General features: G+C 63.0%; 21 protein-coding genes and 1 pseudogene. 9 read left to right on the top strand and 13 right to left on the bottom strand.

Annotated elements, in window-relative coordinates; genetic code table 11:
• Nucleotides 1-159 precede the first annotated feature (159 nt).
• Nucleotides 160-2,388 (top strand): NADP-dependent isocitrate dehydrogenase, encoded by a 2,229-nt coding sequence (locus P0D96_RS16050; protein WP_408314267.1) that lies wholly within the window; start codon nt 160-162, stop codon nt 2,386-2,388.
• An 89-nt stretch (nt 2,389-2,477) separates the two neighbouring features.
• On the opposite strand, the gene P0D96_RS16045 is transcribed toward P0D96_RS16050, so the two are convergent.
• From P0D96_RS16045 to P0D96_RS16025, 5 genes are all read right to left on the bottom strand, one after another.
• Nucleotides 2,478-2,708 carry a hypothetical protein gene (locus P0D96_RS16045; RefSeq protein ID WP_132378762.1) on the bottom strand — a complete coding sequence of 77 codons (231 nt, stop codon included), beginning with the start codon at nt 2,706-2,708 and terminating at the stop codon, nt 2,478-2,480.
• 395 nt (nt 2,709-3,103) lie between these two features.
• Complete coding sequence (locus P0D96_RS16040) at nt 3,104-3,922, bottom strand: alpha/beta fold hydrolase (RefSeq protein ID WP_408314265.1); 819 nt, start codon at nt 3,920-3,922, stop codon at nt 3,104-3,106.
• A 317-nt stretch (nt 3,923-4,239) separates the two neighbouring features.
• Nucleotides 4,240-5,562, bottom strand: a complete 1,323-nt coding sequence (locus tag P0D96_RS16035; protein WP_408314263.1) for a DUF3443 domain-containing protein — start codon at nt 5,560-5,562, stop codon at nt 4,240-4,242.
• Nucleotides 5,563-5,592: 30 nt separating this feature from the next.
• Complete coding sequence (locus P0D96_RS16030; protein WP_408314261.1) at nt 5,593-6,099, bottom strand: DUF2844 domain-containing protein; 507 nt, start codon at nt 6,097-6,099, stop codon at nt 5,593-5,595.
• A 158-nt stretch (nt 6,100-6,257) separates the two neighbouring features.
• Nucleotides 6,258-7,151 (bottom strand): LysR family transcriptional regulator, encoded by an 894-nt coding sequence (locus P0D96_RS16025; RefSeq protein ID WP_132378756.1) that lies wholly within the window; start codon nt 7,149-7,151, stop codon nt 6,258-6,260.
• Nucleotides 7,152-7,250: 99 nt separating this feature from the next.
• Between P0D96_RS16025 and P0D96_RS16020 the strand changes: the two genes are divergently transcribed.
• From P0D96_RS16020 to P0D96_RS16010, 3 genes are read left to right on the top strand one after another with little or no spacing between them, the layout of a single operon-like run.
• Nucleotides 7,251-8,555 carry a CitMHS family transporter gene (locus P0D96_RS16020; protein WP_408180211.1) on the top strand — a complete coding sequence of 435 codons (1,305 nt, stop codon included), beginning with the start codon at nt 7,251-7,253 and terminating at the stop codon, nt 8,553-8,555.
• A 25-nt stretch (nt 8,556-8,580) separates the two neighbouring features.
• Nucleotides 8,581-9,939, top strand: coding sequence for an acyclic terpene utilization AtuA family protein (locus P0D96_RS16015; protein ID WP_408314259.1), 1,359 nt, complete (start codon nt 8,581-8,583; stop codon nt 9,937-9,939).
• Nucleotide 9,940: 1 nt separating this feature from the next.
• On the top strand, nt 9,941-10,255 hold the full coding sequence (locus P0D96_RS16010) for an AtuA-related protein (protein ID WP_408180213.1): 315 nt from the start codon (nt 9,941-9,943) through the stop codon (nt 10,253-10,255).
• A 19-nt stretch (nt 10,256-10,274) separates the two neighbouring features.
• Here the strand turns inward: P0D96_RS16010 and P0D96_RS16005 are convergent, their stop codons facing one another.
• Nucleotides 10,275-10,712, bottom strand: coding sequence for a substrate binding domain-containing protein (locus P0D96_RS16005; RefSeq protein WP_408314257.1), 438 nt, complete (start codon nt 10,710-10,712; stop codon nt 10,275-10,277).
• Between the two features lie 58 nt (nt 10,713-10,770).
• Nucleotides 10,771-11,307, bottom strand: a pseudogene (locus P0D96_RS16000) (LysR family transcriptional regulator); the annotation flags it as partial.
• 74 nt (nt 11,308-11,381) lie between these two features.
• Between P0D96_RS16000 and P0D96_RS15995 the strand changes: the two are divergent.
• Nucleotides 11,382-12,641, top strand: coding sequence for an MFS transporter (locus tag P0D96_RS15995; RefSeq protein ID WP_408314255.1), 1,260 nt, complete (start codon nt 11,382-11,384; stop codon nt 12,639-12,641).
• Between the two features lie 235 nt (nt 12,642-12,876).
• Nucleotides 12,877-13,986: an alkene reductase gene (locus P0D96_RS15990; RefSeq protein WP_408314253.1), complete on the top strand. Its 1,110-nt coding sequence runs from the start codon at nt 12,877-12,879 to the stop codon at nt 13,984-13,986.
• Between the two features lie 119 nt (nt 13,987-14,105).
• Here P0D96_RS15990 and P0D96_RS15985 read toward each other — a convergent pair whose 3' ends face one another.
• The 5 genes from P0D96_RS15985 to P0D96_RS15965 all read right to left on the bottom strand — a co-directional run bounded on the left by P0D96_RS15985 (nt 14,106) and on the right by P0D96_RS15965 (nt 18,716).
• Nucleotides 14,106-15,122, bottom strand: coding sequence for a LysR family transcriptional regulator (locus P0D96_RS15985; protein WP_408314251.1), 1,017 nt, complete (start codon nt 15,120-15,122; stop codon nt 14,106-14,108).
• Nucleotides 15,123-15,135: 13 nt separating this feature from the next.
• A complete protein-coding gene (locus P0D96_RS15980; RefSeq protein ID WP_408314249.1) occupies nt 15,136-15,720 on the bottom strand; it encodes a TetR family transcriptional regulator C-terminal domain-containing protein in 585 nt (194 codons plus the stop codon).
• A gap of 77 nt (nt 15,721-15,797) precedes the next feature.
• Complete coding sequence (locus P0D96_RS15975) at nt 15,798-16,919, bottom strand: Gfo/Idh/MocA family protein (protein WP_408314247.1); 1,122 nt, start codon at nt 16,917-16,919, stop codon at nt 15,798-15,800.
• 81 nt (nt 16,920-17,000) lie between these two features.
• Nucleotides 17,001-17,747 carry an SDR family oxidoreductase gene (locus P0D96_RS15970; RefSeq protein ID WP_408180220.1) on the bottom strand — a complete coding sequence of 249 codons (747 nt, stop codon included), beginning with the start codon at nt 17,745-17,747 and terminating at the stop codon, nt 17,001-17,003.
• 258 nt (nt 17,748-18,005) lie between these two features.
• Nucleotides 18,006-18,716 carry a FadR/GntR family transcriptional regulator gene (locus tag P0D96_RS15965; RefSeq protein WP_132378736.1) on the bottom strand — a complete coding sequence of 237 codons (711 nt, stop codon included), beginning with the start codon at nt 18,714-18,716 and terminating at the stop codon, nt 18,006-18,008.
• A 424-nt stretch (nt 18,717-19,140) separates the two neighbouring features.
• On the opposite strand from P0D96_RS15965, the gene P0D96_RS15960 reads away from it, so the two are divergent.
• From P0D96_RS15960 to kdgD, 3 genes are all read left to right on the top strand, one after another.
• Entirely contained in the window at nt 19,141-20,472 is a 1,332-nt protein-coding gene (locus tag P0D96_RS15960; RefSeq protein ID WP_408314244.1) for an MFS transporter, read from the top strand.
• Between the two features lie 132 nt (nt 20,473-20,604).
• The gene (gene gudD / locus P0D96_RS15955) at nt 20,605-21,954 is read left to right on the top strand and encodes a glucarate dehydratase (protein WP_408314242.1); all 1,350 of its coding nucleotides are present in this window, start codon (nt 20,605-20,607) and stop codon (nt 21,952-21,954) included.
• 74 nt (nt 21,955-22,028) lie between these two features.
• Complete coding sequence (gene kdgD, locus P0D96_RS15950) at nt 22,029-22,946, top strand: 5-dehydro-4-deoxyglucarate dehydratase (protein ID WP_408283813.1); 918 nt, start codon at nt 22,029-22,031, stop codon at nt 22,944-22,946.
• Nucleotides 22,947-22,989: 43 nt separating this feature from the next.
• On the opposite strand, the gene P0D96_RS15945 is transcribed toward kdgD, so the two are convergent.
• Nucleotides 22,990-24,498 carry an MFS transporter gene (locus P0D96_RS15945; protein WP_132379474.1) on the bottom strand — a complete coding sequence of 503 codons (1,509 nt, stop codon included), beginning with the start codon at nt 24,496-24,498 and terminating at the stop codon, nt 22,990-22,992.
• Nucleotides 24,499-24,501: the final 3 nt, after the last annotated feature.

Genomic DNA, 24,501 nt, shown 5'->3' with positions numbered 1-24,501 from the left:
ATGTTTGTTTAGCAGCGAGTAGAGGAAAACACGCATATACTCACGCTCTGGCCGTAGAAAGTAGTGCCGTGCGTCGCGCCGCCTTGTTGTTTTGCCACAACGCGCCGGTCGGCACCACCCAACGCTCTGTCTAACACTTCACCTAGCAAAGCACCGAACATGTCCACACCGCCGAAGATCATCTACACCCTGACCGACGAAGCGCCTGCTCTGGCGACCTACTCGTTGCTGCCGATCGTGAAGGCGTTCACGCGCTCGTCCGACGTGATCGTCGAGACGCGCGATATTTCGCTTGCCGGCCGGATCATCGCTGCATTTCCCGACTACCTGAGCGCGGAACAGAAGGGCTCCGACGATCTGGCGGAACTGGGTGGACTCACCACGCGTCCGGAAGCGAACATCGTCAAGCTGCCGAACATCAGCGCGTCGGTGCCGCAACTGAAGGCCGCGATCACGGAACTGCGCGATCAGGGCTACAAGCTGCCGGCGTACCCGGACGTCGCGAATACCGACGCTGAAAAAGACGTCAAGGCTCGCTACGACAAGATCAAGGGCAGCGCGGTCAACCCGGTGCTGCGTGAAGGGAATTCGGACCGCCGCGCACCGCTGTCGGTCAAGAACTACGCACGCAAGCATCCGCACAAGATGGGCGCCTGGAGCGCGGACTCGAAGTCGCACGTCGCGCACATGAGCGGCGGTGATTTCTACGGCAGCGAAAAATCGGCGCTGATCGCGGCAGCCGGCGCGGTGAAGATCGAACTGACGGCCGCCGACGGCTCGAAGACGGTCCTGAAGGAAAAGACCGCCGTGCAAGCAGGCGAGATCATCGACGCTTCCGTGCTGTCGAAGAACGCGCTGCGCAGCTTCATCGAAGCGGAAATCGCCGACGCGAAGGCGAAGGGCGTGCTGTTCTCGGTGCACCTGAAGGCCACCATGATGAAGGTGTCGGATCCGATCATCTTCGGTCACGTGGTGTCGGTGTTCTACAAAGACGTGCTGACCAAGCACGCCGACGTGCTGGCGCAAGCCGGCTTCAATCCGAACAACGGCATCGGTGATCTGTACGCGCGCCTGAAAGACCTGCCGGCTGAAACGCGCGAAGCGATCGAAGCCGACGTCAAAGCGCAATACGCACAGCGTCCGCAACTGGCCATGGTCAATTCGGACAAGGGCATTACCAGCCTGCACGTGCCGAGCGATGTGATCGTCGACGCGTCCATGCCCGCCATGATCCGCGAGTCGGGCAAGATGTGGGGCGCGGACGGCGCGCTGCACGACGCCAAGGCCGTGATTCCGGACCGCTGCTACGCGGATGTTTATCAGGCAGTGATCGAAGACTGCAAGAAGCACGGCGCGTTCGACCCGGTCACGATGGGCACGGTGCCGAACGTCGGCCTGATGGCCCAAGCGGCTGAAGAATACGGTTCACACGACAAGACGTTCCAGATCCCGGCAAACGGCGTGGTTCGCGTGACGGACGCTGTCGGCACGGTGCTGATCGAACAACCGGTGGAAGCGGGCGACATCTGGCGCATGTGCCAGACCAAGGACGCGCCGGTTCAGGACTGGGTCAAGCTGGCGGTCAACCGCGCCCGCGCCACCAACACGCCTGCCGTGTTCTGGCTGGACGCGGCGCGCGCGCACGACGCCCAGATCATCAAGAAGGTCGAGCAATACCTGAAGAACCACGACACCAACGGTCTGGACATCCGCGTCATGACGCCGGTCGAAGCGACGAAGTTCTCGATCGAGCGTATCCGCGCCGGCAAGGACACGATCTCGGTCACCGGCAACGTGCTGCGCGACTACCTCACCGACCTGTTCCCGATCATGGAACTGGGCACCAGCGCGAAGATGCTGTCGATCGTTCCGCTGATGGCTGGTGGCGGCATGTTCGAAACCGGCGCGGGCGGTTCGGCGCCGAAGCACGTTCAGCAACTGGTCGAAGAAGGTTTCCTGCGTTGGGATTCGCTGGGTGAATTCCTGGCGCTGGCCGCGTCGCTCGAACATCTGAGCAGCGCCTATCACAACCCGAAGGCGCAGGTTCTGGCCAAGACACTGGATCAGGCAACCGGCAAGTTCCTCGACAACGACAAGTCGCCGGCGCGCAAGGTTGGCGGTATCGACAACCGTGGCAGCCACTTCTACCTCGCGATGTACTGGGCGGAAGCACTGGCCGCGCAAACAGAAGACGCCGCGCTGCAAGCGCAGTTCGCCGGCGTGGCGAAGGCACTGGCTGAGAACGAAGCGAAGATCGTCGAAGAACTCGGTGCGGCACAAGGCAAGCCGGTGGTCATCGGCGGCTACTATCGTCCGAATGTCGAACTGACGAGCAAGGCCATGCGCCCGAGCGCCACGCTGAACAAGATCGTGGACGCGGTTGCTTAAAGCACAGAAGTAAGCGGTAAACATGACGATGGCGCTTTCGAGCGCCATCGTCGTTTTTACTCCAACGTGAGCAGCGGCCATACCGGCCATCACACGTGAACGATTTCCCAATCGCTGAGCTTCTCTGGAATTTCCAGCGTCGACGTGTCGTCGCCTTCCGAGAGATGCGGGCAGATCAAGCCGCGTGCGAGATCGTCGGCGGCCTGTTGCGGGCTGGCGAATTCACCGAGCGTTTCGTTGCCGTAGGTTGCCTCCCAGCCGTCGTGGCCCGGCAAAATGTAGAAAGCACCCTGATTCGAACCGAAGCGAAAGCCTTTCATTTTTAGTCTCCCAATTGCCATTTAAAAACCGCGATGCCGTGGCGGCTTCGTTTCACAGGTTGGGATTCTTCAGACTATGTTTCCGCCTATCCCACTCCGCTCGACTAATGAAGCACCGGCTCTTGTAAAAGAGTCTACGTCAGCAGGTAGTGTCGCAAGTGGTTGTTAGACGCCTCGTTTGATCAAAAAATATCCCGCAAAAAGAAAGACTTATCGTCTGTGTTTCGCGATGTGCAACGTGGGGCGGCATTGCGAAATGCCGGTTTTGTGCCACGCACCACGATTTTTTACGAAGCGCGCGATCGTTCCGCATCGTGAAATTTTAGGGGTTCAGGTGCGGCCCTCGTGCGAGCGGGCCGGATGGCAAAGCAGCGTGGCGAGCGCCGCCGTCCCAATCAACCCGCGATCCGGCGGAGGAAATCGAGCATTACGCGATTGAATTGCGCCGGCCGTTGCAGCGGGGCGAAATGGCTCACGCCGGGCAGCAGGATCAACTCCGCGCCGGGAATGCTGCGGGCGAGATAGTCGGCGTGTTCCGGCTTGATGAATTCGTCGTGCTCGCTTTGCACAATCGCGACCGGCACATCGATCTGAGCCAGATCGTCGGCGGAATAGTTGGGCTCGGTTTTCATCATCGTGCTGACCGCGCCGACAAACGCCTCGAAGTCGTCCGGTGTCGCCGATAGCTGCGCGTAGTCTTTCGCATGACGGCTGAAGCAGCGCTCGATCACCGGCGTCGGCACGAACGGCTTCGTGCCGCTCGGGTCCATGTTGCAGCCGAAGAAGAACACGCCCGCCACGCGCTGCGGCGCGGCGCTGCCCAACACCATCGCGACGCAGGCGCCGTCGCTCCAGCCCACCAGCGCAGCGCGTTCGAGTTGCAGCGTATCCATGACGGCCAGCACGTCGGACGCCATCAGCTCGTAGCGGTAGGGTCGCGCGTCGCGAGTGCTGCGGCCGTGGCCGCGGCTGTCGACGACCACCACGCGATGCCCCGCGCCGAGCAGCGCGGGCACCTGGTAGCCCCAATTGCCGCTGTGCCCGAGACCGCCGTGCAGCAGAATCACCGGCGCGCCGGCGCCATACGACGCGTACCAGATTCGCGCGCCTTCGTGCTCGGCATAGCCTTCGTCGCTCGGGACCGGCAGCGGCGCCGCGCCGTGAGCTTCGAAGTGTTCGAGGTCGTCGTCGTGCGGGTTGGTGGAGGATTCCATCGCTGTTGTCTCCGCTGTATGGGATTCGCTAGGTTGCCAGCGTTGCCACCAGAAGATCAACCGACCTACGAGTTTTTGCGTGCCGACAAGTCCGCTGTCACTGCATACCGGACGACTCGTAACTCACATCCGATACCACCCCATTCGGGTCGATGGTCACGATCAGATCACGCTTGGAGAACCCCCCGGGACAACGGAAAAAAGGCGTGCGGTCTGCACTGTTTTGATTGCTGCTCCGTCAAGCGCGCTTTTGCATGTCCCGCGAACAGTGGATATCGACGGGATTGACGATAACCACCGCGCGGGATTATCGACACTTAGCTAGAAACGTACGCCACATATGGCCCCGTGCCACCGCCCGAAGAAGCGCGGCCCGAAATCCCGTAATACACATGACGGCCATAAAAGAACGGCAAACCGAAGTCGAACTGCCGGGTCATATAGATGCCGAGATTATTGAATGCGTTATTCCCCGATGAAGTCAGCGTCGCGCCGTTTGCGATATTGAAGCCGAGTGTCACGCTCGCCGGATTGTTCCCCGCCAGCGTCGAGGTACGGCCCACGGTCGCAGCCGGGATGTAGTATCCCGACGACACGTCGCGCGCGATGGTCGTGTCCGGGAAGAACAGCACCGTCGAGCCCGAATCGAAGAACGTCTGCGTAAACGTGGTGCCGCCATAGGACGACGTGAAGTCGCCGTTCAGGTCCGTTCGGATAATCGGCGCGCCCGTGCCGTTCAGCACGTTATTGGCCTGCGTGTCGATACCGAACACAAGCGTGCCTTGAGCCGTCGCGCTGCCGCTATCGGACACCTGCGCCATTTCCAGAATCACACCGTTGTTATCCTGCGGGAATCGCGCGACCGGGTTGCTGATCTGTTTTGCGACGGGCACCGAGGTGGCATTGCCGGCATTGGTGTAATAGAACTGCGAGAGCGTCGTCAGGGCACACTGCGAGCCGCAGTCCGTCGGGCTCACGCCGATGCCGAGAATGCCGTTCGCGCCGAGATCGGCCGCGGTGGCCAGTGGCCGGCCGACCTGGCATTCGCTCGGCGCGGCAAGGGTCAGCGCTGAATCGCCGATCACATGAATCGGCACCGACGGTGCAATCTCGCTCGACAGCGCGATGTCCGCGAGATGCACCGAACCCCATGCATAGCCGCTGCCGAACAACGCGCATTCAGCGAGCGGCAGGCCGCTCGACTGATCCGTTTCGGCGGTGAGCGCACTGAAGGTGGCATTCGGAATCGCTGAGCGAACCAGACGCAGCCCGAACGATGCCGTATCGACGATCACGTTCGGAATCGTCGTGCAACTCGCGGTCGCGTTGGAGCCGGGCGCGCAGATTTTGACGCTGACCATCGGCTGGTTGTGAATGCCCGTTCCGCTCACTGTCACCGACATCGTGTTGCCGGGGCCGGCCGGCGTCGGCACGGCAGACGCGTCGACGGCGAGCACGTTGGGTGTCGAGTCGTTGGTAAGGGGATTGGACGTCGTGCCGCCCGGTCCCGTCGGCGCACTGGCGGCAGCCGGTGCATTTGCCGTGGAGTTGCTGCTGGAGCCACCGCCGCCGCAGCCGGCGAGATTGAGTGCCAATCCGAGCCCGAGCGCCGCGGCAATAATCCTTGCGATTTTGCGCACTGTTGTTCTCTCTCTAATGATTTTAATGAGTTACTTGATATCGTCAGCGCTCACACCTTGCGGCAGCGCTTGCGGTAAATAGGCGCGGCCCACGAAGGCGCCCATATGGCCGCCGGTCTCCACGACCAGCGCCGACTGATGCACGACGGCGGGTCCGTAGCCGCCGCCTTGCGTGGCGTGGGCATCGGTGAGCGCCTGGACATAAGTCGGGAAGTAAGTGGCGAGCAGCGTTTTGAGCGGCGGCATGGTCGGGCCTTCCCAGCTCAACGCGAAGACCGTATTGCCCGCGCTGATGTATTCGCTCACCACGGTGCCCGATGGCAGCGTCGTCTGGCTCACGGTGTAACTCGCCGAGGCCGCACTGCCACTAGCGGCGAAGCGCGCCACCGCCGCGCTATTCTGGTTAGCCGCCCCTGCACTCGTGCTACTGGCCGTAACCGGATAGGTCGGCGCGCCACCCAATGCCGCATACGCCGGAGCGGCCAGAGCAAACGACGCCGCGGTCACCGCGAGTATTCGAAATTGACTCATTATCATTTTTTCGTTTTCGAAGTTTTGGAGAATACGCGCGAGCGGTTATTTATCCTCGAACTCGCGCGAAGCCGATATTAGCGTGAGCGTCTTTGATTAAATCAGACGATTAATGGTGGAAATCGGGCTCTGTTTGAAAATGAAAGGGAACGCGCATCCGCCGTTCAATCTTCGGCGAGTTTCTCGATCAGCATCGCAACGAAGGTTTCCGTCACGGGCGGCAGTGTCCGGCCGCGTTTTTTGATGAGAGCGATGGGGCGAGTGAACGCGGGGTCGTCGACCGCGCGCACGATCAGTTCGGGCTCCGCCCTGACTTCGCGGGCCGACGCCGGCAGGATCGTCACGCCGAGTCCCGCGCGCACCATCGCGACCGCGCTCATCATGTAGGTCGGCTCGCACGCGATTTCCGGCGTGCAGTGAGCGTTCGCGAAAGCGCTGTCGACCACCGTCCGCACGCTCGTGCCTTGGGCGGTCAGCACGAGCGGCGTGGCGGCGAGATCGGCGAGCGTGATGTGCCGCCGCCGGGCAAGCGCATGCCGCTTCGGGAACACGGCAACCAGCCGGTCGATGCCCGCATGCAGCACCTCGAAAGCGGCGTCGTCGAGCGGGCCGCCGGTCAGCCCGATATCGACCTCTTCATTGCGCACCAACGTATTGACCATGCTGGCGACCACGTCGCGTACATGGAAGCTCACGCGCGGCACAGCCTTCTTGATGCCCTGCACGAGTTCGGGCAACACGCTGGCCGCGAACGTGGGCAGGCAGGCGATCCGCACGGTGCCGCTCGCGCCTTCGCCGAGCGCGCGCGCGTCGATCAGCACGTGCTCCATGTCATGCAGCGACTTCTGCAAGAGCGGCAGCAGTTCACGGCCGGTCGGCGTGAGCGCGACATTGCGGCTGTTGCGGTCGAACAGGCGCATGCCGACCGTTTCTTCGAGGCGGCGAATCTGCACCGTCAACGCCGGTTGCGACAGATGCAGCCGCGTCGCCGCGCGCGTGAAGCTGCCCGTTTGCGCGACGGCGATAAACGCGCGGATGTCCCGAAGATTCAGATCCATGATGGTTTGTAATTGCTGCGATCAAATCATTTCAATTGATTTATAGCCGCTTCGAACTTACGCTGGATCGCAGTAAAAAACAATCTCGGAGACAAGCACATGCTGCCATTACTGGGGCTCGCTACCATCGTCGTACTGCTCGGCGCGATTCTGTCGAAACGCATGTCGCCGCTGGTGGCGCTCATCATCGTGCCGATTGCGGCGTCGCTCATCGGCGGCTTCGGCTTTCAGACGAGCAAGTTCGTGATCGACGGGCTCAAGAGTCTTGCACCGGTCGTCGGCATGTTCGTGTTCGCAATTCTTTACTTCGGCACCATCACCGACGCGGGCACGCTCGATCCGATCATCGACCGCATTCTGCGCGCGGTCGGCACGCGGCCCACGCGAATCGTGATGGGCACCACGCTGCTCGCGCTGCTGATCCATCTGGACGGCTCCGGCGCCGTGTGCTTTCTGGTCACGATTCCCGCCATGCTGCCGCTCTACGATCGGCTGAAGATGGACCGGCGCGTGCTGGCCGCAGCGGTTTCGATGGCGGCCGGCATCAACTTTCTGCCGTGGACGGGGCCGATGATTCGCGCCTCCGCCTCGCTTCATCTGCCGATCTCGGCTCTGTTCAATCCGTTGATTCCGGTGCAGGCGATCGGCCTCGTATTCGTGTTCGGCATGGCGTTCTGGCTCGGGCGGCGCGAGGAAAAACGCCTCGGTCTCACGGCCGCGAGCGGTTCGGTGCCCATGCCTAAACGCGAACTGACGCCCGAAGAACAGGCGCTGCGCCGGCCAAAGAACTTCTGGTTCAACATCGTGCTGACGCTGGTTGTGCTCGGCACGATGGTCGTGATGGGCGAGAAGATTCCGCCGGCGATCATGTTCATGGTCGGCCTGTGCATCGCGCTGATGGTGAACTATCCGAACGTCGACATGCAGCGCAAACGGATCGACGCGCATGCCCGCGCGGCCTTGATGATGGCCGGCATTCTGCTCGCGGCCGGCGTGTTCACCGGCGTGATGCAAGGCAGCGGCATGCTGAAGGCGATGGCGCAGTCGGCGGTCGGTTTCGTGCCGCCCGCGATGGCCAGTCATATTCCCGTCGCGCTCGGCTTGCTGTCGATGCCGCTCAGCATGTTGTTCGACCCCGACTCGTTCTATTTCGGCGTGCTGCCGGTGATCGCCGAAGTGGCCGGCCAACTCGGCGTGCCCGCGGTGCACGTCGGCCAGGCCGCGTTGCTCGGCCAGATGACCACCGGCTTTCCGGTCAGCCCGCTGACACCCGCCACTTTCCTCGTGGTCGGCCTGTGCGGGATCGATCTCGCCGACCATCAGAAATTCACGTTCCCCTTGCTGTTCGGCGCGTCGATCGTGATGACGATCGCCTGCGTCGCGCTGGGGATATTCTCACTGTGAGCTTCACCGAATGGATGTGACCAGCATGACAGCCACTCAAACTCAACGGACCGTGCGCATCGGCGCGGGCGCGGGTTATTCCGGCGACCGTATCGAACCCGCTGTCGAACTGGCGGAGCACGGCGCGCTCGATTACCTCGTCTTCGAGTGCCTCGCGGAGCGCACGATTGCGATCGCGCAGCAGGCGCGCAGCAAGGACCCGCAGCTCGGCTACGACCCGTTGCTCGAAACGCGCATGAAGGCGGTGTTGCCCGCCGCGTTGCGCAACGGCGTGCGGATCATTTCGAACATGGGTGCGGCGAATCCGCTCGCGGCGGCGCGCAAGACCGCGGAGATCGCGCGCTCGCTAGGGCTTGGCGAGGTGAAGATCGCAGCGGTCACCGGCGACGACGTACTCGACGTCGTTCGTCAGGGCGATTTCTGCTTCGTGGAATCCGGAGAGCGTGTGTCGGACTACAAGGATCGGCTCGTGTCCGCGAATGCGTATCTCGGCGCGAGCGCGATCGTCGATGCACTTGCGGCCGGCGCGCAGATTGTGTTGACCGGGCGCGTGGCCGATCCGTCGCTGTTCGTCGCGCCGCTGATTCACGAATTCGGCTGGCGCATGGACGACTGGCAGACGCTCGGGCAGGCGACGGTGATCGGCCATCTGCTCGAATGCGCGGGGCAAATCACCGGCGGCTATTTCGCGGATCCGGGCTTCAAGGATGTTCCTGAACTGGCGAGGCTCGGTTTTCCGATTGCCGAAGTCGGACCGGACGGCGCGGTGATCGTCACCAAGCTCGCTCAAGCCGGCGGACGAGTCACCGAGGCGACCTGCAAGGAGCAACTGCTGTATGAGATTCATGACCCGCAGCGCTATCTGCAACCGGATGTGGTCGCGGATTTCTCACAGGTGCGTGTCGCGCAGGAAGCGCCGGATCGCGTTCGCGTGAGCGGCGGACGAGGCACGCCGCGCACGGATACGCTGAAGGTGTCGGTTGCTTATTTCGATGGTTATATCGGCGAAGGGCAAATTTCGTACGGCGGTCCCGGCGCGTTGGCGCGCGCGCGGCTCGCGCTCGATATCGTGCGGGAACGGCTCACGCTGACCGGCGTGCAGACGCGTGAATTGCGTTTCGATCTGATCGGCGTGAACGCATTGCACGGCGAAACGGCGGCTGCCGGTTATGCCGAGCCGTATGAGGTGCGTGCGCGAGTGGCGGGGCGCACGGCTTCGCTCGCGGAAGCGGTGCGGATCGGCAACGAGGTGGAGACGCTTTACACCAATGGTCCGGCAGGCGGAGGCGGCGTCACGAAGTTGGCGCGCGAAGTCGTCGCGGTGCAATCGGTTTTACTGCCGCGCGAGCATGTGACGCCGGCATTCTCGATGGTGGAGGCGTGAGATGAAATTACGTGAGCTGGCTCATTCGCGTACCGGCGACAAAGGCAATACGTTGAACATCTCGGTGATCTGCTATGACGCGAAGAACTATGAACATCTACGCACGGTGCTGACGCCGGAGCGGGTCAAAGCGCATCTGCGTGATGTAGTGCAGGGCGAGGTGGCGCGCTACGACCTGCCCGCGATTGCCGCGTTCAACTTCGTGCTGGGCAATGCGCTCGGCGGCGGCGTGACGCGTTCGCTCGCACTCGACGCACACGGCAAGTCGCTGAGTTCGTCGTTGATGGATCTCGATGTCGAGGCGCCGACCGCGTAGTACGCGAATGCGGCCGCCTTCAGGCGTCCGCTTCTTCCCAAGGCGGCACCGGCTGCCACGCTTCGATCAACTCATCGATGAAAAGCCGCACCTTCGGCGTCAGATGCCGGCGCGTCGGATAGATCGCGCGAATCGGCAGCGCCTGCGCTGCGAACGATTGCAGCAGCGGTTGCAAGCGACCTTGGCGGATTTCGCTCGCAACCAGATAGGTGGGCAGATTGATGATGCCCACGCCATTCACCGCCGCGCCGACTAGAGCCTCGGCGCTGTCCATCTTCAATCTGCCGCCGGTTTCCGCGACCTGTTGCCCGACGCCGGCAAAGAGCCACGGTTGCGGTCGTCCCAGGCTGACGAATTGCAGGCACTCGTGGTGCGCGAGATCGAGCGGCGAGACCGGCGCGCCGCGCTTCGCCAGATAAGCCAGCGACGCACACGTGATCAGCTTTTGCGTGGCCACCCACGGTGCGGGCGATGAGCCGCGAGTCCGGTTTCGGTTCGCCGACGCGGATGGCGAGGTCGACCCCCTCGTCTACGAGATCGACGAAGCGGTCCGTGAAGCTGACCTCGGCGCTGACCGCCGGCCAGCGTTCGAGAAACGACGCGATGATCGGCAACACCTGGCGGTGACCGAGCGCAATCGGCAGGCTGATGCGTAACGTGCCTGCCGGCGTCCCGCTGCGCACCGCCATGGCCGTCTCGGTCTCTTCGAGGTCTTCGAGTATCTGCGTGCAGCGCGCGTAAAACACGGAGCCGTCGTCGGTGAGTCCCAGACTATGCGGCGTTCGATGCAGCAGCCGCACCTGCAAGCGCGCCTCGAGGCGGGCAATGATCTTGCCGACCGCCGAGCGCGTGATCCCGAGCTGCTGCCCCGCCGACGTAAAACTGCCGGCCTTGACCACGGTGACGAAGGTCGCGATGTCGTTGATGTTGCCGAGCGCCAAGTCGAGATCCTCCCCAACGGGTGTGTGCAACGTGGATGAGCGGCTTCGCGCGATCCGTCGCGCTCCGATGATAGCGCGTCGCCCGTCTGTCGCGGTGAAGGGGAGCCACATTCCCCATCGATCCTCCTACTCTCCGTTCAGGACGCAATGCCCTCAATTTCAATGTCTGAATCGGAGAAACATCCATGGATGCCAATCAACTTGCCAGCTCGTCCGCGAGACCGGCACTCGCGAGCGACGGTACGCCGCTCATGCCGACCGTGGCGGCGGCCACGCGCGGACCGTCATGGGCCGCGGTTTTATCCGTCGCGGTCGGCTCATTCGCTTTCGTCGCCACGGAGTACATGCCCGTCGGCTTGTTGCCGCAGATCGCGCACGATCTCGGCGTCACGCCCGGCACAGCAGGACTGATGGTGACGACGCCGGGCATCATCGCCGCGATCTCGGCGCCGGCGTTGCTGCTGGCAGCGGGCCGCATCAACCGCCGTTTGATCCTGTTGCTGCTGGCCGTGCTGCTGCTCGCGTCGAACGTGATCTCCGCAATCGCACCGAGCTTCGCCGTGATGCTGGTGGGCCGCGCGTTGCTGGGCGCAAGCCTCGGCGGGTTCTGGACCGTCGCGCTCGGCGCGTCGGGACAACTCGTGCGCGAGGACCAGGCGGCCCGCGCCGGCGCGACGATTTTCATGGGCATCACGCTGGCGACGGTGATCGGCGTGCCGCTCGGCACCTTGATCGCCAATTTGAGCTCGTGGCGCATGTCGTTTCTCGCAACCTCGGTGCTCGCGGCCGTCGCGTTGGCCGCGCAGGCCGTGTTTCTGCCGTCGCTGCCGCCCAAGGCCGCAATCCGCATGAACGACTTCCGCGCCATGCTGCAACGCTCGAACGTGCGCCGCAGTCTGTGGCTGGTCGGGTTGCTGTTTGGCGCGCACTTCGCCGCCTATACGTACATCGCGCCGTTCCTCGAGCGCAATGCGGCGTTCGGTCCGTCGTGGGTCACGGCGGTGTTGCTCGGTTTCGGCGTGGTCGGCTTCGCTGCGAATTTCGCGGTTTCCGCTGTAGTGACGCGCCATCTGAAGGTCTCGCTGCTGATGTTGGGCGCGCTGATGGCGCTCACCTTGTTCGCGTTGCCGATGCTGCAAATCTCGCGTGTGGGTATGATCGCCGCGGTGATGGCGTGGGGCATCGCGTACGGCGCGATCCCGCTGAGCCTGAGCATCTGGATGCAATGGACTTCGCCGGACCGCCCTGAAGCCGGTTCGTCGATGTTCGTCAGCACCGTGCAGACTTCGATCGCGCTCGGCTCGCTGGCCGGCGGCGCGGTGGTCGATCACCTCAGCATCGCCTCGACGATGCGCTTCGGCGGCTTGCTCGCCGTGCTGAGCATGCTTGTAATCATGACATTCAGCACGCGTCACGCGAGCCTGAAGGACGTGCTCGACAAGTAGCCGGCACGCTGTTGAAACACAGTTGCCGCGCAATCCAAACAATCGGTGATGGGAGTGCAGTCCAGCAGGCGCAAGGGTTTCGGCGCATTGCGGACTGCACGCTCCGAAGTCTTCGGAGCGGCGGCCCGTTTTTCTGCGCGGGCCGCGCCTATAGATTGTCAATCAACGCCGGACAGCGCCGTGAAGCGCTCGGCGGCAATCATTCACCGGATCAACTTCAAGAGAAAAGAACATCATGAGCAAGCTGTTTACCCCCGTCAAAATAGGACCTTATGAATTCGCACACCGCGTCGTGCTCGCACCGCTGACCCGCATGCGTGCCGAAGATGGCGCGCGCCCCGGTCCTCTGATGGCCGAGTATTACGCGCAGCGCACTTCCGCAGGCGCATTGCTGATCGGCGAGGCGACGATTGCCGCTGTTGAAGGCAACGGTTACCTCGGCGCGCCCGGCCTTTTTGAAGACCGTCAGATCGCCGGCTGGCGCGAAGTCACCGACGCGGTGCACGCGAAAGGCGGCAAGATCTTCCTGCAGCTCTATCACGCAGGACGTCAGTCGAATGCCGAATTGCAGCCCGAAGGACGCCGGCCGGTGGGCCCGTCGGAAGTGCTGCATGGCGGCGTCGCTTATACCAAGGCCGGCTGGATTCCGAACACGCCGAACCGCGCGCTGGAGATCGACGAGATTGCGGCGATCGTCGAGAGTTTTCGCACGGCGGCAGAACGTGGCGTGAAGGCGGGCTTCGACGGCGTCGAACTGCACGCTGCGAACGGCTATCTGTTCGACCAGTTCTTGCAAGATGGCAGCAACAAGCGCACGGACGCCTATGGTGGCTCGTTCGAGAATCGCGCGCGCTTTTTGATGGAGGCCACCCGTGCGGTGATTTCCGTGTGGGGCAGCAACAAGGTCGCCGTGCGTCTCGGACCGAGCGGGTCGTGGGGCGATATGTCGGACAACGATCCGGTCGGTCTTTTCACCTACGTTGCGGCCGAGTTGGCCAAGCTCGATCTCGCGTATCTGCACCTGATCGAGCCGCGCATCGCCGGCAATGTCGAGGATGAAAGCCGCGATCCGAACCCGGTCGCCGCGCAGACGGTCCGCCAGCACTATGCGGGGACGATCATCGCTGCGGGTGGTTTTAAGGGCGATTCGGCGGAAGCGATTCTTGTTGATGGTGATGCTGATCTCGTCGCGTTCGGCCGCGATTTCATCGCCAATCCGGATTTGCCGGAGCGGTTGCGCCGCAAGTTGCCGCTCAATACGTACGATCGGCCGACGTTTTTCGGCGGCACGGAAGTGGGCTACACGGACTATCCGTTTTATGAAGAAGAGGCGGTGAGCGCATAAGCTCGTTGCTTGTCGAAGCGGATGTTGTGAAAGCCGGCGTGTTCAGTGAGTTGATGAATACGCCGGCTTTTTCGTGCGAGGCAGTACGCGGTGAAGAGTCCCGAGCACGGATCGTCCGCTCAAGCGCGGCCAGCGCCACGTGCCGCCGCAGCGGAGACAGGAAACAGATGCTCGCTCAGAAAATCGACGAAGACTCGCGCCTTAGGCGAGATCTGACGCCCGGACGGCCACAGCGCGCGAAACACGGTAGGCGTATCCGTGTACGGTTGCAGCACGGCAATCAGCGAGCCTCGCGCGAGCTGCGCGCGTATCGTGAAATCGGGCACGCAAGCAAGGCCCAGGTCCTGTTCGGCAAGCATGGTCAACGGCTCGACGGCGGTGGCGATGGCCACCGTTGGAAGGTCGATGTCCAGCGTTTCACCATCGCGGCTCAGCGGCCAGCGGCGCAGTTTGTTGGTGGTCGGAAAACGATGTTGCAGGCAGGCGTGGTCGCGCAGTTGCTCGGGTTCGCCAGGCACACCGCGCTGCTCGAAGTAAGCGGGCGAGCCGACGATCACATGCCGGTACGTGCCCATCGCGCGCGTAACCAGCGTGGAGTCGCTCACATCGCCAGTACGCGCCACGACGTCAAACCCTTCCTCGATCACATCGACCATACGATCAGAGAAATCGATATCGAGCGTGATATCTGGATACTCCTTCATAAACGCGCCGATCACCGGCATCATCAGCGTGCTCACCATGGGCATACTGACGCGCAGCAGTCCGCGTGGCGCGGAATTGGCGAGCGCCAGTTCGGTCTCGGCCGCTTCGATTTCTCCGATGATGCGCTGGCAGCGTGTCAGAAAGGTCGCGCCCTCGGGCGTCAACGCGATGCTGCGCGTGCTGCGGTGAAAGAGGCGCACGCCGAGCCGTCCTTCGAGCCGCGAGATCGCCTTGCCGACCGCCGACGACGAAATGCCCAACTGGCGGCCCGCTTCAGTGAAGCTGCGGGTTTCGGCGGCGCGCACGAACACGTTGAGCGAACCGAACCGGTCCATCGCACCCTGCGAAGCGCCGCTCTCACCGGTAGCAGCCGGCGTCGTTGAACGCGCCGTGACTGCGGCAGGACGGCCTGCGTGATTGGGCGGCGTCATCGGGAGCTCCTTGTCAGGCCCGCTGCAAAACGCTGGAAAACAGCACTTCCTTCAGATTGACGACCGGCGCCGGATCGCGCTGCGCTTTGGCGAGCAGAAACGCGCCTTGCATCGACGATACGATGAAGGTGGCGAGTTGCTCGCAGTTCGTATCGGCTCGCACCTCGCGCGCCGTGACAGCGGCTCGCAGGCAATACAGAACGGACTTTTCGATTTCGGCGAAGATCGCATTGAGCCGCGAGCGGATCGCTTCGCTGTCGCTCGAGTCGGCGGCGAAATTGCCCAGCAGGCAGCCATTGCGCGAATCGTTCTGGCTGATGAGCCGGATATGCACGTCGATGTATTTGCTGAGACGAAATAGCGGTTTCAGTTCATCGTTGAGCAGCGTCTTGCGCATCTCGGCCTGTGCCCGGTCGAAATACAGTTCGATCACTTCGAGGCCGAATGCTTCCTTCGACGTGAAGTGGTTCGTGAACGAGCCATGCGGCACGCCCGCCGCCTTGACGATGTCCCGCACGCTCGCGCCATTGAAGCCGAATTCGTGGATGACGCGCATGCCTTCGGCGATCAGCGTGTCTTTGTGTGAAGGTTTCGGCATGGTCGGAAGTTCTCTGGCGAGACGGGCGCCCCGCATTGTGTCATGCACAAGTGCGGGGGGCTGATGAATGGACCGCGTCAATCGAGTTCGATATGGCGGCCGCTGTCCGATGATTCTACGGCGGCGTCGAGCAGCTTGTGCAGACGCACCGCATGTTCGAAGGTCGGCGCGGTGTGGCTGCCGGTGCGGACGTCGTCGGCGAAGGCTGCGTACAACTGGGCGAGTTCCAGTACCGCCGATGGCAGATCGGACGGCGGCAACTGGTCATACGACGCGGGCACGGGCAGCGACGCGAGCGGCAGGTTGTCGCCGTGCGCGCCTTCGATCACGTAGTCGTCGCCGACATTGCCGAACGCCGAACGATTCGTGATGCGCAGATCGCCTTCCGTACCCGTGATGTCGATCTGCACGCCCGAGCCATTGCGCTTGCCGCCTTCGATATGCACCGACAGTACCGCGCCGTCTGCAAGGCGGCCGGCGAGCACGAGTTGATCGGGCGTGGTGGTCGGCATGACTTCGCCGGTCTGCGCGATCGTCACCTGCTCGAACTGATTGATGCTGAGCGCGGCAATGCTGTGCGGCCACCCGGTCGCTTCGAACAGCATGTCGAGGAAGTGGCCCGCGTAGATCGCGATCACGCTCGAGAAGTTTTCCGGCGGCACGGTCCAGCGCAGCGACTGCGAGCGCAGCGCCTGGAAGTAATTCATGCTCACGTGAATGCGTACTGAGCGCAGCTTGCCGACATAGCCTTGCGCGAGCAGATCGCGCACGTAACGGTTGTGCGGCGCGAGCCGCCTTTGCAGCCCGACCACGTGACGCACGTTGGCCTTGCGCGCCAGATCGATCAGTTCCTGCGAGGTGGCAACGCGTGGCGTCAGCGGCCACTCGCAGTAGACGTCCTTGCCGGCTGCGATCGCGGCGCGCACGCCTTCTGCGTGCTGCGGCGCCGTCGTCAGAACGATGACCAGATCGACTTCGGGATGCTTGACCAACTCATCAAGTGAATCGACCACATATTTGAAGCCGTAGCGTTCAGCGACGGCCTCGGCCGCCTCGCGACGCTGGCTGAACACGGCGGTGAGTTCGTATTGGGGCAGCAGGCTCAGCACGCGTACGTGCCCGTGTTGCGCCCAGTTGCCCACGCCGACGATACCGACGCGGATCGGTGCGGCGCTGGATACAGCGGAATTTTGAGTCATGGAAACACCTGCGCGAGAGCGCGCGACGGGTCCGGCCGGCAACGCACTAGCCTGTTTCCGGCCGGACCAAACAACGATGCATTAGACGCCGGCGAACTGGTCGTTGAACTGCGTGACGAACGCGGCTTCGTTCGGACCGGGGTTGTTGCGCATGGGGCGGGCGATCTCGACGACGGCTTCGTCGGCGTCCGTGCCGAGTTCATGCATGGTCTGTTCGATGAACGGCGCAAGCGGCATGGCGCGCGGTTCGTTCTTGCTGTCGAGCAAGTCCGTCTGCACCCACGGCGGCGCAATTTCGACGACGCGCACGGAGGTGTCCTTCAGTTTGAAGCGCAGCGATTGCGTGTACGAGTGGATCGCGGCCTTGGTCGACGAATAGACGCCGGAGATGGCCATCGGCACGAAGCCGAGTACCGACGACACGTTGATGATGGTCGCGTCGCCTTGCTGCTTGAGATGCTCGACGAGCGCGCCCGTCAGGCGGATCGGGCCCATCAGGTTGGTGGTGAGCGTGGAGACGATCAGCGCGTCGTCGACCGGTTTGCTGAGGTCGTCGATCTGCATGATGCCGGCGTTGTTGATCAGCACGTTTAGCGACGGGTACTGCGCGATCAGTTGTTGCGAGACCGAGGCAATGCTCTGCGGGTCCGTGATATCCAGTTCGACCGACTGCATGCCGGGGTTGGCGGCAATCGTTTCTTCGAGATTCGCCTTGCGGCGGCCGGCGATGATGACCTGATTGCCGAGTTTGTGGAACGCTTCAGCGAGTCCGCGGCCGATGCCCGAACCGCCGCCGGTGATGAAAATAGTGTTGCCCGTGAGTTTCATGATGGATATCTCAAAGTGGATTCAAGGTCCGCGTTGTTGTCGGAGTTGGACAGCAAGCGCGCGATGGGGGAAATATGGACGAACGTATTAAACCCATCAAGCGGCTCGATATGAATGCACTATTCCGCTGAGACTAACAATGCTGCACGAGTAGCGAGGCATGTGGTCGCGTCGTTCCACCCGGCCTGTACCTGAACCAGTACGGTTGTATTTTCCAGAAGAAAGGAGGGCGGCGGACGGGCGCCCGCTGACGGCGAATCAGCCGCCCGCTTTACTCAACTCGTGAGCGCGGCGCAGCCGTTCACGGCTGTTGCTCAGGTGCATGCGCATGGCGGCGCGCGCGTCGTCCGGGTCTTGCCGTTCGATCGCGCGATAGATCATCTGATGCTCGCTGAGCACGTTGCGCAGATGCTCGATATGGTCGAGTTCCGCGATCTCCGCGGAGCCGAGCCGCGTGCGAGGACTCACCGCGCGGCCAAGCTGGCTGAGCACGTCGAAGAAATAGCGATTCCCGCTCGCGCGCGCGATCTGCAGATGAAACTCGATGTCGTGCGCGAGCGTATCGGTGCTGCCGCGCTCGAGTTCGGACTCGAAACGCTCCAGCGCGCCGCGGATCTGCTTGAGGTTCTGGTCGGTGCGCCGCGCCGCGGCGAGCGCGGCGGAGGCGGCTTCGACGTCGATACGGAATTCGATGATCGCCATCACGTCCAGCATGCTGGAGAGATCGGCGGCGGGCAACTGCATGGATTTTTCCGTGGCCGGTGCCAGCACGAAGGTGCCGATGCCGTGACGCGTTTCGACCACCTTGGCCGCCTGCAGCCGCGAAATCGCCTCGCGCACCACGGAGCGGCTCACCGAGAGCTGCTTCATCATCGCGACTTCGGTGGGAATGCGGTCGCCCGGCCTCAACGTGCCGCGGCGGATTTCATCGGAAAGGGTGGCCACCACCTTCTCAGTTAGGCTGCTCATTTCTGTGGCTGGTTGATTGTTCGGCTGGAAATACACACGTTGCGTGCGAGTGGCGTCGTGCGACGCGTCGACATAGCCATCATAGCGCCTGTCCGGATCAGCACGATTTGATCCTCGCGTTCGCTATGGTTGGCGGAGATGAGGTTTGGCCCCGGCATGACAGATGAAAAGCGGGAGTGATTTCTATGTCATCAGCCATCCTAGTTCAAATTCTAAATATTCGTCTTCATTCGGACTGAGTGCGTTGCCAGTACGGTGGTATAGGCACATTTGCAGGGTAAACACTGCATTGGAATTGCAAATAAAAGCACGGTAGACTGTCGTCAGACAACGTATCACGCGTTTCGGGACGGAAGACCGGCCTTTTGAATGCGCCGCGTTGCGCTCGATCAGGTCGCCTGAGCGGCCGAAACTGGAGACCATCTTGACCTCTGCTCTCACCACCGCCGCCGATCCGCTCGAATCCGCGGTCTCCAAGGTCAAGCGGCACGTGCTGCCGCTGTTTCTGATCATGTTCATCGCGAACTACATCGACCGCGTAAACATCGGCTTCGTCAATTCCCACATGCAGACGGACCTGGGCATTGGCGCCGCGGCTTACGGCCTCGGGAGCGGTCTGTTCTTTATCGGCTACGCGCTGTTCGAGGTGCCCTCGAACGTGTTGATGCAGAAGTACGGCGCGCGCGCGTGGCTCACCCGCATCATGGGCACGTGGGGGCTGGTCGCGGCGGCGATGGCGTTCGTCTGGAACGACACCTCGTTCTATGTGCTGCGGTTCCTGCTCGGCGTCGCCGAGGCCGGCTTCTTTCCCGGCGTGGTTTTTTACTTCACGCAGTGGCTGCCGCAGAAGGAGCGCGGCAAGGCGGTGGCGGTTTTTCTCGGCGGCTCAGCGCTCGCATCGGTTCTGTCCGGTCCGGTCACCGGCAGTCTGCTGTCCATTCGCGGCTTCGGTTTGCACGGCTGGCAATGGATGTTTCTCATCGAAGGCGGTTTTTCGATCGTGCTGTGCGCGGTGAGCTGGATGCTGCTGAAGTCGCGTATTCGCGATGCCTCGTGGCTTACGGCTGAAGAGCAGAACGTGCTGCAGACGTCGATCGCGGCCGAGCAGGCCGAACGCGAGGCGCACGGCGGCGCGCATCTGCCGGCCATGAAGCTGCTGAAGGATCCGCAGATTCTGCTGTTCTGCTTTCTGTACTTCGCCATTCAACTGACCATCTACGCGGCCACCTTCTGGCTGCCCACGATCATCCGCAAAATGGGTGGCCTGTCCGACTTCGAGGTCGGCATGCTCAACGCGATTCCCTGGCTCATCGCCATGGTCGCGATGTACTGCTTCGCGTTGTTGTCGGCGAAATGGCGCTTCCAGCAGGCGTGGCTGGCCGTGGCGCTCGTCATTGCGGCGTGCGGGCTGTTCGCTTCGACTTCGGGCAATCCGGTGCTGTCGTTCGTGGCCATCTGTTTCTCGGCGATCGGCTTCAAGGCGGCGGCTTCACTCTTCTGGCCGATCCCGCAAGGTTACCTGGACGCACGCGTCGCCGCAGCGGTGATCGCGTTGATCAACTCGGTAGGCAACCTCGGCGGATTCTTCGCGCCGGCCACGTTCGGCTATTTGCAGCAGCACACCGGGTCGATTACCGGCGGCCTGTATGGCCTTGCCGTGGCTTCGTTGATCGCGGCGGCGGCCGGTTTCCTGACCCGCAACCGGCGCGTGAACCACGACGCGCTGCCGGAATCGCTCCAGCATGAAGTCCACTGACTACACTGACAGACAGAACCGCCAATCATGCGTCACGCACTTTCCAGTTTCCGTCCGGTGCCCGTGTCGAGCGCGACTGCACAGCGCCTTGATTTCCGCCGCCCGGCTCACTAACTCATCCGGTCCAACATCATGTCCACGAAACCTTCCGAATCGAACGCCACTCCGGTCGTTACTGAACTGCGTGTTGTGCCTGTCGCCGGCCGCGACAGCATGTTGCTCAATCTGAGCGGCGCGCATGGCCCGTTCTTCACGCGCAATATCGTCATTCTGCGCGACAGCGCGGGGCACACCGGCGTCGGTGAAGTGCCGGGCGGTGAGAGCATTCGCAAGACCATCGACGATGCGCGTCCGCTCGTCGTCGGGCAGTCGATCGGCAATCTGCAAGCGGTCCTGAACAAGGCGCGCACGCAATTCGCCGACCGCGATGCGGGCGGCCGCGGTTTGCAGACCTTCGATCTGCGCACCACCATTCACGCGGTGACCGCGCTCGAAGCCGCGCTGCTCGATCTGCTCGGCCAGCATCTCGGCGTGCCCGTCGCCGCGCTGCTCGGCGAAGGCCAGCAACGCGACGAAGTGGAAATGCTCGGCTATCTGTTCTACATCGGCGATCGCAAGAAGACCGATCTGGAATACGCGAGCGGCGCCGATGGCCGCGACGACTGGGAGCGCGTGCGCACCGAAGAAGCCATGACGCCCGAGGCCGTCGTGCGTCTCGCCGAAGCCGCGCAGGCGCGCTACGGCTTTAACGACTTCAAGCTCAAAGGCGGCGTGCTGTCCGGCGACGCCGAGATCGAAGCCGTCACCGCGCTCGCCGAACGTTTCCCGAAGGCCCGCGTGACGCTGGATCCGAACGGCGCCTGGTCGCTGGCGGAAGCGGTGCGCCTGTGCCGCGACCAGCACGACGTGCTCGCCTATGCGGAAGATCCGTGCGGCGCGGAAAACGGCTATTCGGGCCGCGAGGTGATGGCCGAGTTCCGCCGCGCGACCGGCTTGCCGACGGCGACCAACATGATCGCCACCGACTGGCGCCAGATGGGCCACGCGATCCAGTTGCAGTCCGTGGATATTCCGCTTGCCGATCCGCACTTCTGGACCATGCAAGGCTCGGTGCGCGTCGCGCAGATGTGCAATGACTGGGGCCTCACGTGGGGTTCGCACTCGAACAATCACTTCGACATTTCCCTCGCCATGTTCACGCACGTGGCGGCCGCCGCGCCCGGCAAGATCACCGCAATCGACACGCACTGGATCTGGCAGGACGGTCAGCGTCTGACGCGTGAGCCGCTGCGGATCGTCGGCGGCAAGGTCAAGGTGCCGCAGGCCGCGGGGCTCGGTATCGAACTCGACATGGATGAGATCGAGAAGGCGCACGCGCTTTATCAGCAGCACGGCCTGGGCGCGCGCGACGACGGCGTGGCGATGCAATATCTGATTCCGAACTGGAAGTTCGATAACAAGCGCCCGTGCCTGGTGCGCTAAACCGACGATGATCCGGATGGGGCGCGCATGACCGCGCGCTCACCACACTTGAAGCCTTAAACGCTATTCACGCCATGACTTCACCTCAAGAACTCAAAGCCATCGTTTCCGAAGGGCTGCTGTCCTTTCCCGTGACCGACTTCGACGCGCACGGCGATTTCCGTGCCGACACCTATGCTGCGCGTCTCGAATGGCTGGCGCCCTACGGCGCGACCGCGCTGTTCGCCGCGGGCGGCACGGGTGAATTCTTTTCGCTGACGAAAAGCGACTACACGAACGTGATCCGCACGGCGACCGATACCTGCAGAGGCAAGGTGCCGATTCTCGCGGGCGCGGGCGGCCCGACCCGCGTGGCGATCGACTACGCGCAGGAAGCCGAACGTCTCGGCGCAAGCGGCGTCTTGCTGATGCCGCATTATCTGACCGAGGCGTCGCAGGAAGGCATCGCGGCGCACGTGGAGCAGGTGTGCAAGTCCGTGCCGAACATCGGCGTGATCGTGTACAACCGCGCGAATTCGAAGCTGAACGCCGACATGCTCGAGCGTCTCGCGGACCGCTGCCCGAACCTGATCGGCTTCAAGGATGGCGTGGGTGAAATCGAAGCGATGGTGACGATTCGCCGCCGTCTCGGCGACCGCTTCTCGTATCTCGGCGGGCTGCCGACCGCGGAAGTCTATGCCGCGGCTTATAAGGCGCTGGGTGTGCCGGTGTATTCGTCGGCGGTATTCAACTTCATTCCGAAGACGGCGATGGAGTTTTACCGCGCGGTCGCTGCGGACGATCATGCAACGCAAGGCAGGCTGCTCGACGAATTCTTCCTGCCGTATCTGGCGATCCGGAATCGTCGCGCGGGTTACGCGGTGAGCATCGTGAAGGCGGGTGCGAAGCTGGTGGGTCACGACGCCGGTCCGGTCCGCGCGCCGCTGACCGATCTGACCGACGAAGAGATCGCGCAACTCGATGCGCTGATCAGGAAGCTCGGCGCGCAGTAAGCAACGTGCCAGCTACAGCGGCGGTCGGGGCGGACCGCCGTTTTCAACTCTTGCGAAACACCACGTGCGAGATCCGCTGCACCAGCAGCGCGGCCGCCAGCGCCGCCACTGCCGTCAGCCACACGCCGATATGAATCGACTGCACCAGCGCATCGCGCGCCGTGTCGATCAACGCGAACGTATCGAGCCCTGACGGCTTCATATCCGCGATCAGCTTCAGACGCGACGCTTCGTCGATAAGAATGCGCAGGTCGACGAAGCGAGGCCGCCATTGCGACGCGGCCGGCTCGCCGAGCACGCTCATCGTGCGCGTGACCACGTCGCGATAGTGATGCTGCACCACAGTCGCGACAATGCTCGTGCCCAGCATGCCGCCCACCATGCGCGTGGATTGCAGCAGTGCCGTGGTGATGCCGAAGCGTTCGCGTCCGGCAATCTCCTGGCCGAACACATTCAGATTGTTGAGGATGAAACCGAGACCGATACCGACCGCGGCCATCGGCAATTCGATCCGCACGTGCGGTGTGTCCGGATTCGCAAACGCCAGCGCGATCGACGCGAACAGCAGCAGCGCGAAGCCGATCGAGAGGATCTGCGTCGGCTTCTTCATGTGAATCACGATGCGCGTATTCAGCAGACTGCCGAGTGCGATGCAGGCGGCGATCGGCGTCGCGAGCAGGCCGGCCTGCTGCGGCGACAGTCCGAAGCCGCCTTGCAGCAGCAGCGGCGCGAAGAAGATCAGCGAAAACATCACGAAGCCCGACAGCATGCCGAGCGTGAACAGCGTGACGAGTTGCGGGTCCTTGAACAGATCGAGCGGAATGATCGGATGCGTGGCGCGCTTCTCGCAGATCAGCAGTGCGACCGTGCCCACGATCACGCAAACGGCCAAGGTGAGATTGCCGGCGGTCAGGCCGCTTTTCGGCACTGCTTCGATGAAAGCCTGCAGACCGCCGAGCACAGCGGCAACCAGCGCCGCGCCGAGCCAGTCGATCTTGACTTCGCCTTCATGCGGACGCCGGAAGCTCGGCAGATGCGCCCAGATGAAATAGAGCGCCGCCGCGCCGACCGGCAAATTGATCAGAAAGGTCGAGCGCCAGCCCCAGTGTTCGCTCATCCAGCCGCCGAGCGACGGTCCCGCCGCGGTGCCGATGCCGTACGCGGCGGCCATCACCACTTGCCAGCGCACTCGCGCGCGCGGATCGGGAAACAGATCGGGAATCGACGCGAACGCCGTGCCGACCATCATCCCGCCGCCGACACCTTGCAAGCCGCGCGCGATCACGAGAAACAGCATGTCGTTCGCGACACCGCAGAGCACCGACGCCACCGTGAACGTGATGACCGCGGCGAGCACAAAACGCTTGCGGCCGAAGTAGTCGCCGAGCCGCCCGAACACCGGGACCGTCACCACCGAAGCCAGCAGATACGCGCTGGCGATCCACGCGTAGTACTCGAAGCCGTGCAGCTCGGCGACGATGGAAGGCAGCGCGGTGCTGACGACCGTCTGATCGAGTGCGACCAGCATATTGACGAGGCCGATGCCAAGCATGGC

The organism is Paraburkholderia sp. RL17-347-BIC-D (genome assembly GCF_046027915.1).
Taxonomy (GTDB): domain Bacteria; phylum Pseudomonadota; class Gammaproteobacteria; order Burkholderiales; family Burkholderiaceae; genus Paraburkholderia.
Note: the sequence above shows the minus strand (reverse complement) of the source record. Positions and strands in the feature narration are given on the sequence as shown.

Bases quoted from the DNA above. Each gene is read 5' to 3' on its own strand.
- gudD (WP_408314242.1), top strand. From the start codon at position 20,605: ATGTCCACGAAACCTTCCGAATCGAACGCCACTCCGGTCGTTACTGAA.
- P0D96_RS16040 (WP_408314265.1), bottom strand. From the start codon at position 3,922: ATGGAATCCTCCACCAACCCGCACGACGACGACCTCGAACACTTCGAA.
- P0D96_RS16020 (WP_408180211.1), top strand. From the start codon at position 7,251: ATGCTGCCATTACTGGGGCTCGCTACCATCGTCGTACTGCTCGGCGCG.
- P0D96_RS15975 (WP_408314247.1), bottom strand. From the start codon at position 16,919: ATGACTCAAAATTCCGCTGTATCCAGCGCCGCACCGATCCGCGTCGGT.
- P0D96_RS16025 (WP_132378756.1), bottom strand. From the start codon at position 7,151: ATGGATCTGAATCTTCGGGACATCCGCGCGTTTATCGCCGTCGCGCAA.
- P0D96_RS16030 (WP_408314261.1), bottom strand. From the start codon at position 6,099: ATGATAATGAGTCAATTTCGAATACTCGCGGTGACCGCGGCGTCGTTT.
- P0D96_RS15995 (WP_408314255.1), top strand. From the start codon at position 11,382: ATGGATGCCAATCAACTTGCCAGCTCGTCCGCGAGACCGGCACTCGCG.
- P0D96_RS16010 (WP_408180213.1), top strand. From the start codon at position 9,941: ATGAAATTACGTGAGCTGGCTCATTCGCGTACCGGCGACAAAGGCAAT.
- P0D96_RS15970 (WP_408180220.1), bottom strand. From the start codon at position 17,747: ATGAAACTCACGGGCAACACTATTTTCATCACCGGCGGCGGTTCGGGC.
- P0D96_RS16050 (WP_408314267.1), top strand. From the start codon at position 160: ATGTCCACACCGCCGAAGATCATCTACACCCTGACCGACGAAGCGCCT.
- P0D96_RS15985 (WP_408314251.1), bottom strand. From the start codon at position 15,122: ATGACGCCGCCCAATCACGCAGGCCGTCCTGCCGCAGTCACGGCGCGT.
- P0D96_RS15990 (WP_408314253.1), top strand. From the start codon at position 12,877: ATGAGCAAGCTGTTTACCCCCGTCAAAATAGGACCTTATGAATTCGCA.
- kdgD (WP_408283813.1), top strand. From the start codon at position 22,029: ATGACTTCACCTCAAGAACTCAAAGCCATCGTTTCCGAAGGGCTGCTG.
- P0D96_RS15980 (WP_408314249.1), bottom strand. From the start codon at position 15,720: ATGCCGAAACCTTCACACAAAGACACGCTGATCGCCGAAGGCATGCGC.
- P0D96_RS16015 (WP_408314259.1), top strand. From the start codon at position 8,581: ATGACAGCCACTCAAACTCAACGGACCGTGCGCATCGGCGCGGGCGCG.
- P0D96_RS16045 (WP_132378762.1), bottom strand. From the start codon at position 2,708: ATGAAAGGCTTTCGCTTCGGTTCGAATCAGGGTGCTTTCTACATTTTG.
- P0D96_RS15945 (WP_132379474.1), bottom strand. From the start codon at position 24,498: ATGCTTGGCATCGGCCTCGTCAATATGCTGGTCGCACTCGATCAGACG.
- P0D96_RS15965 (WP_132378736.1), bottom strand. From the start codon at position 18,716: ATGAGCAGCCTAACTGAGAAGGTGGTGGCCACCCTTTCCGATGAAATC.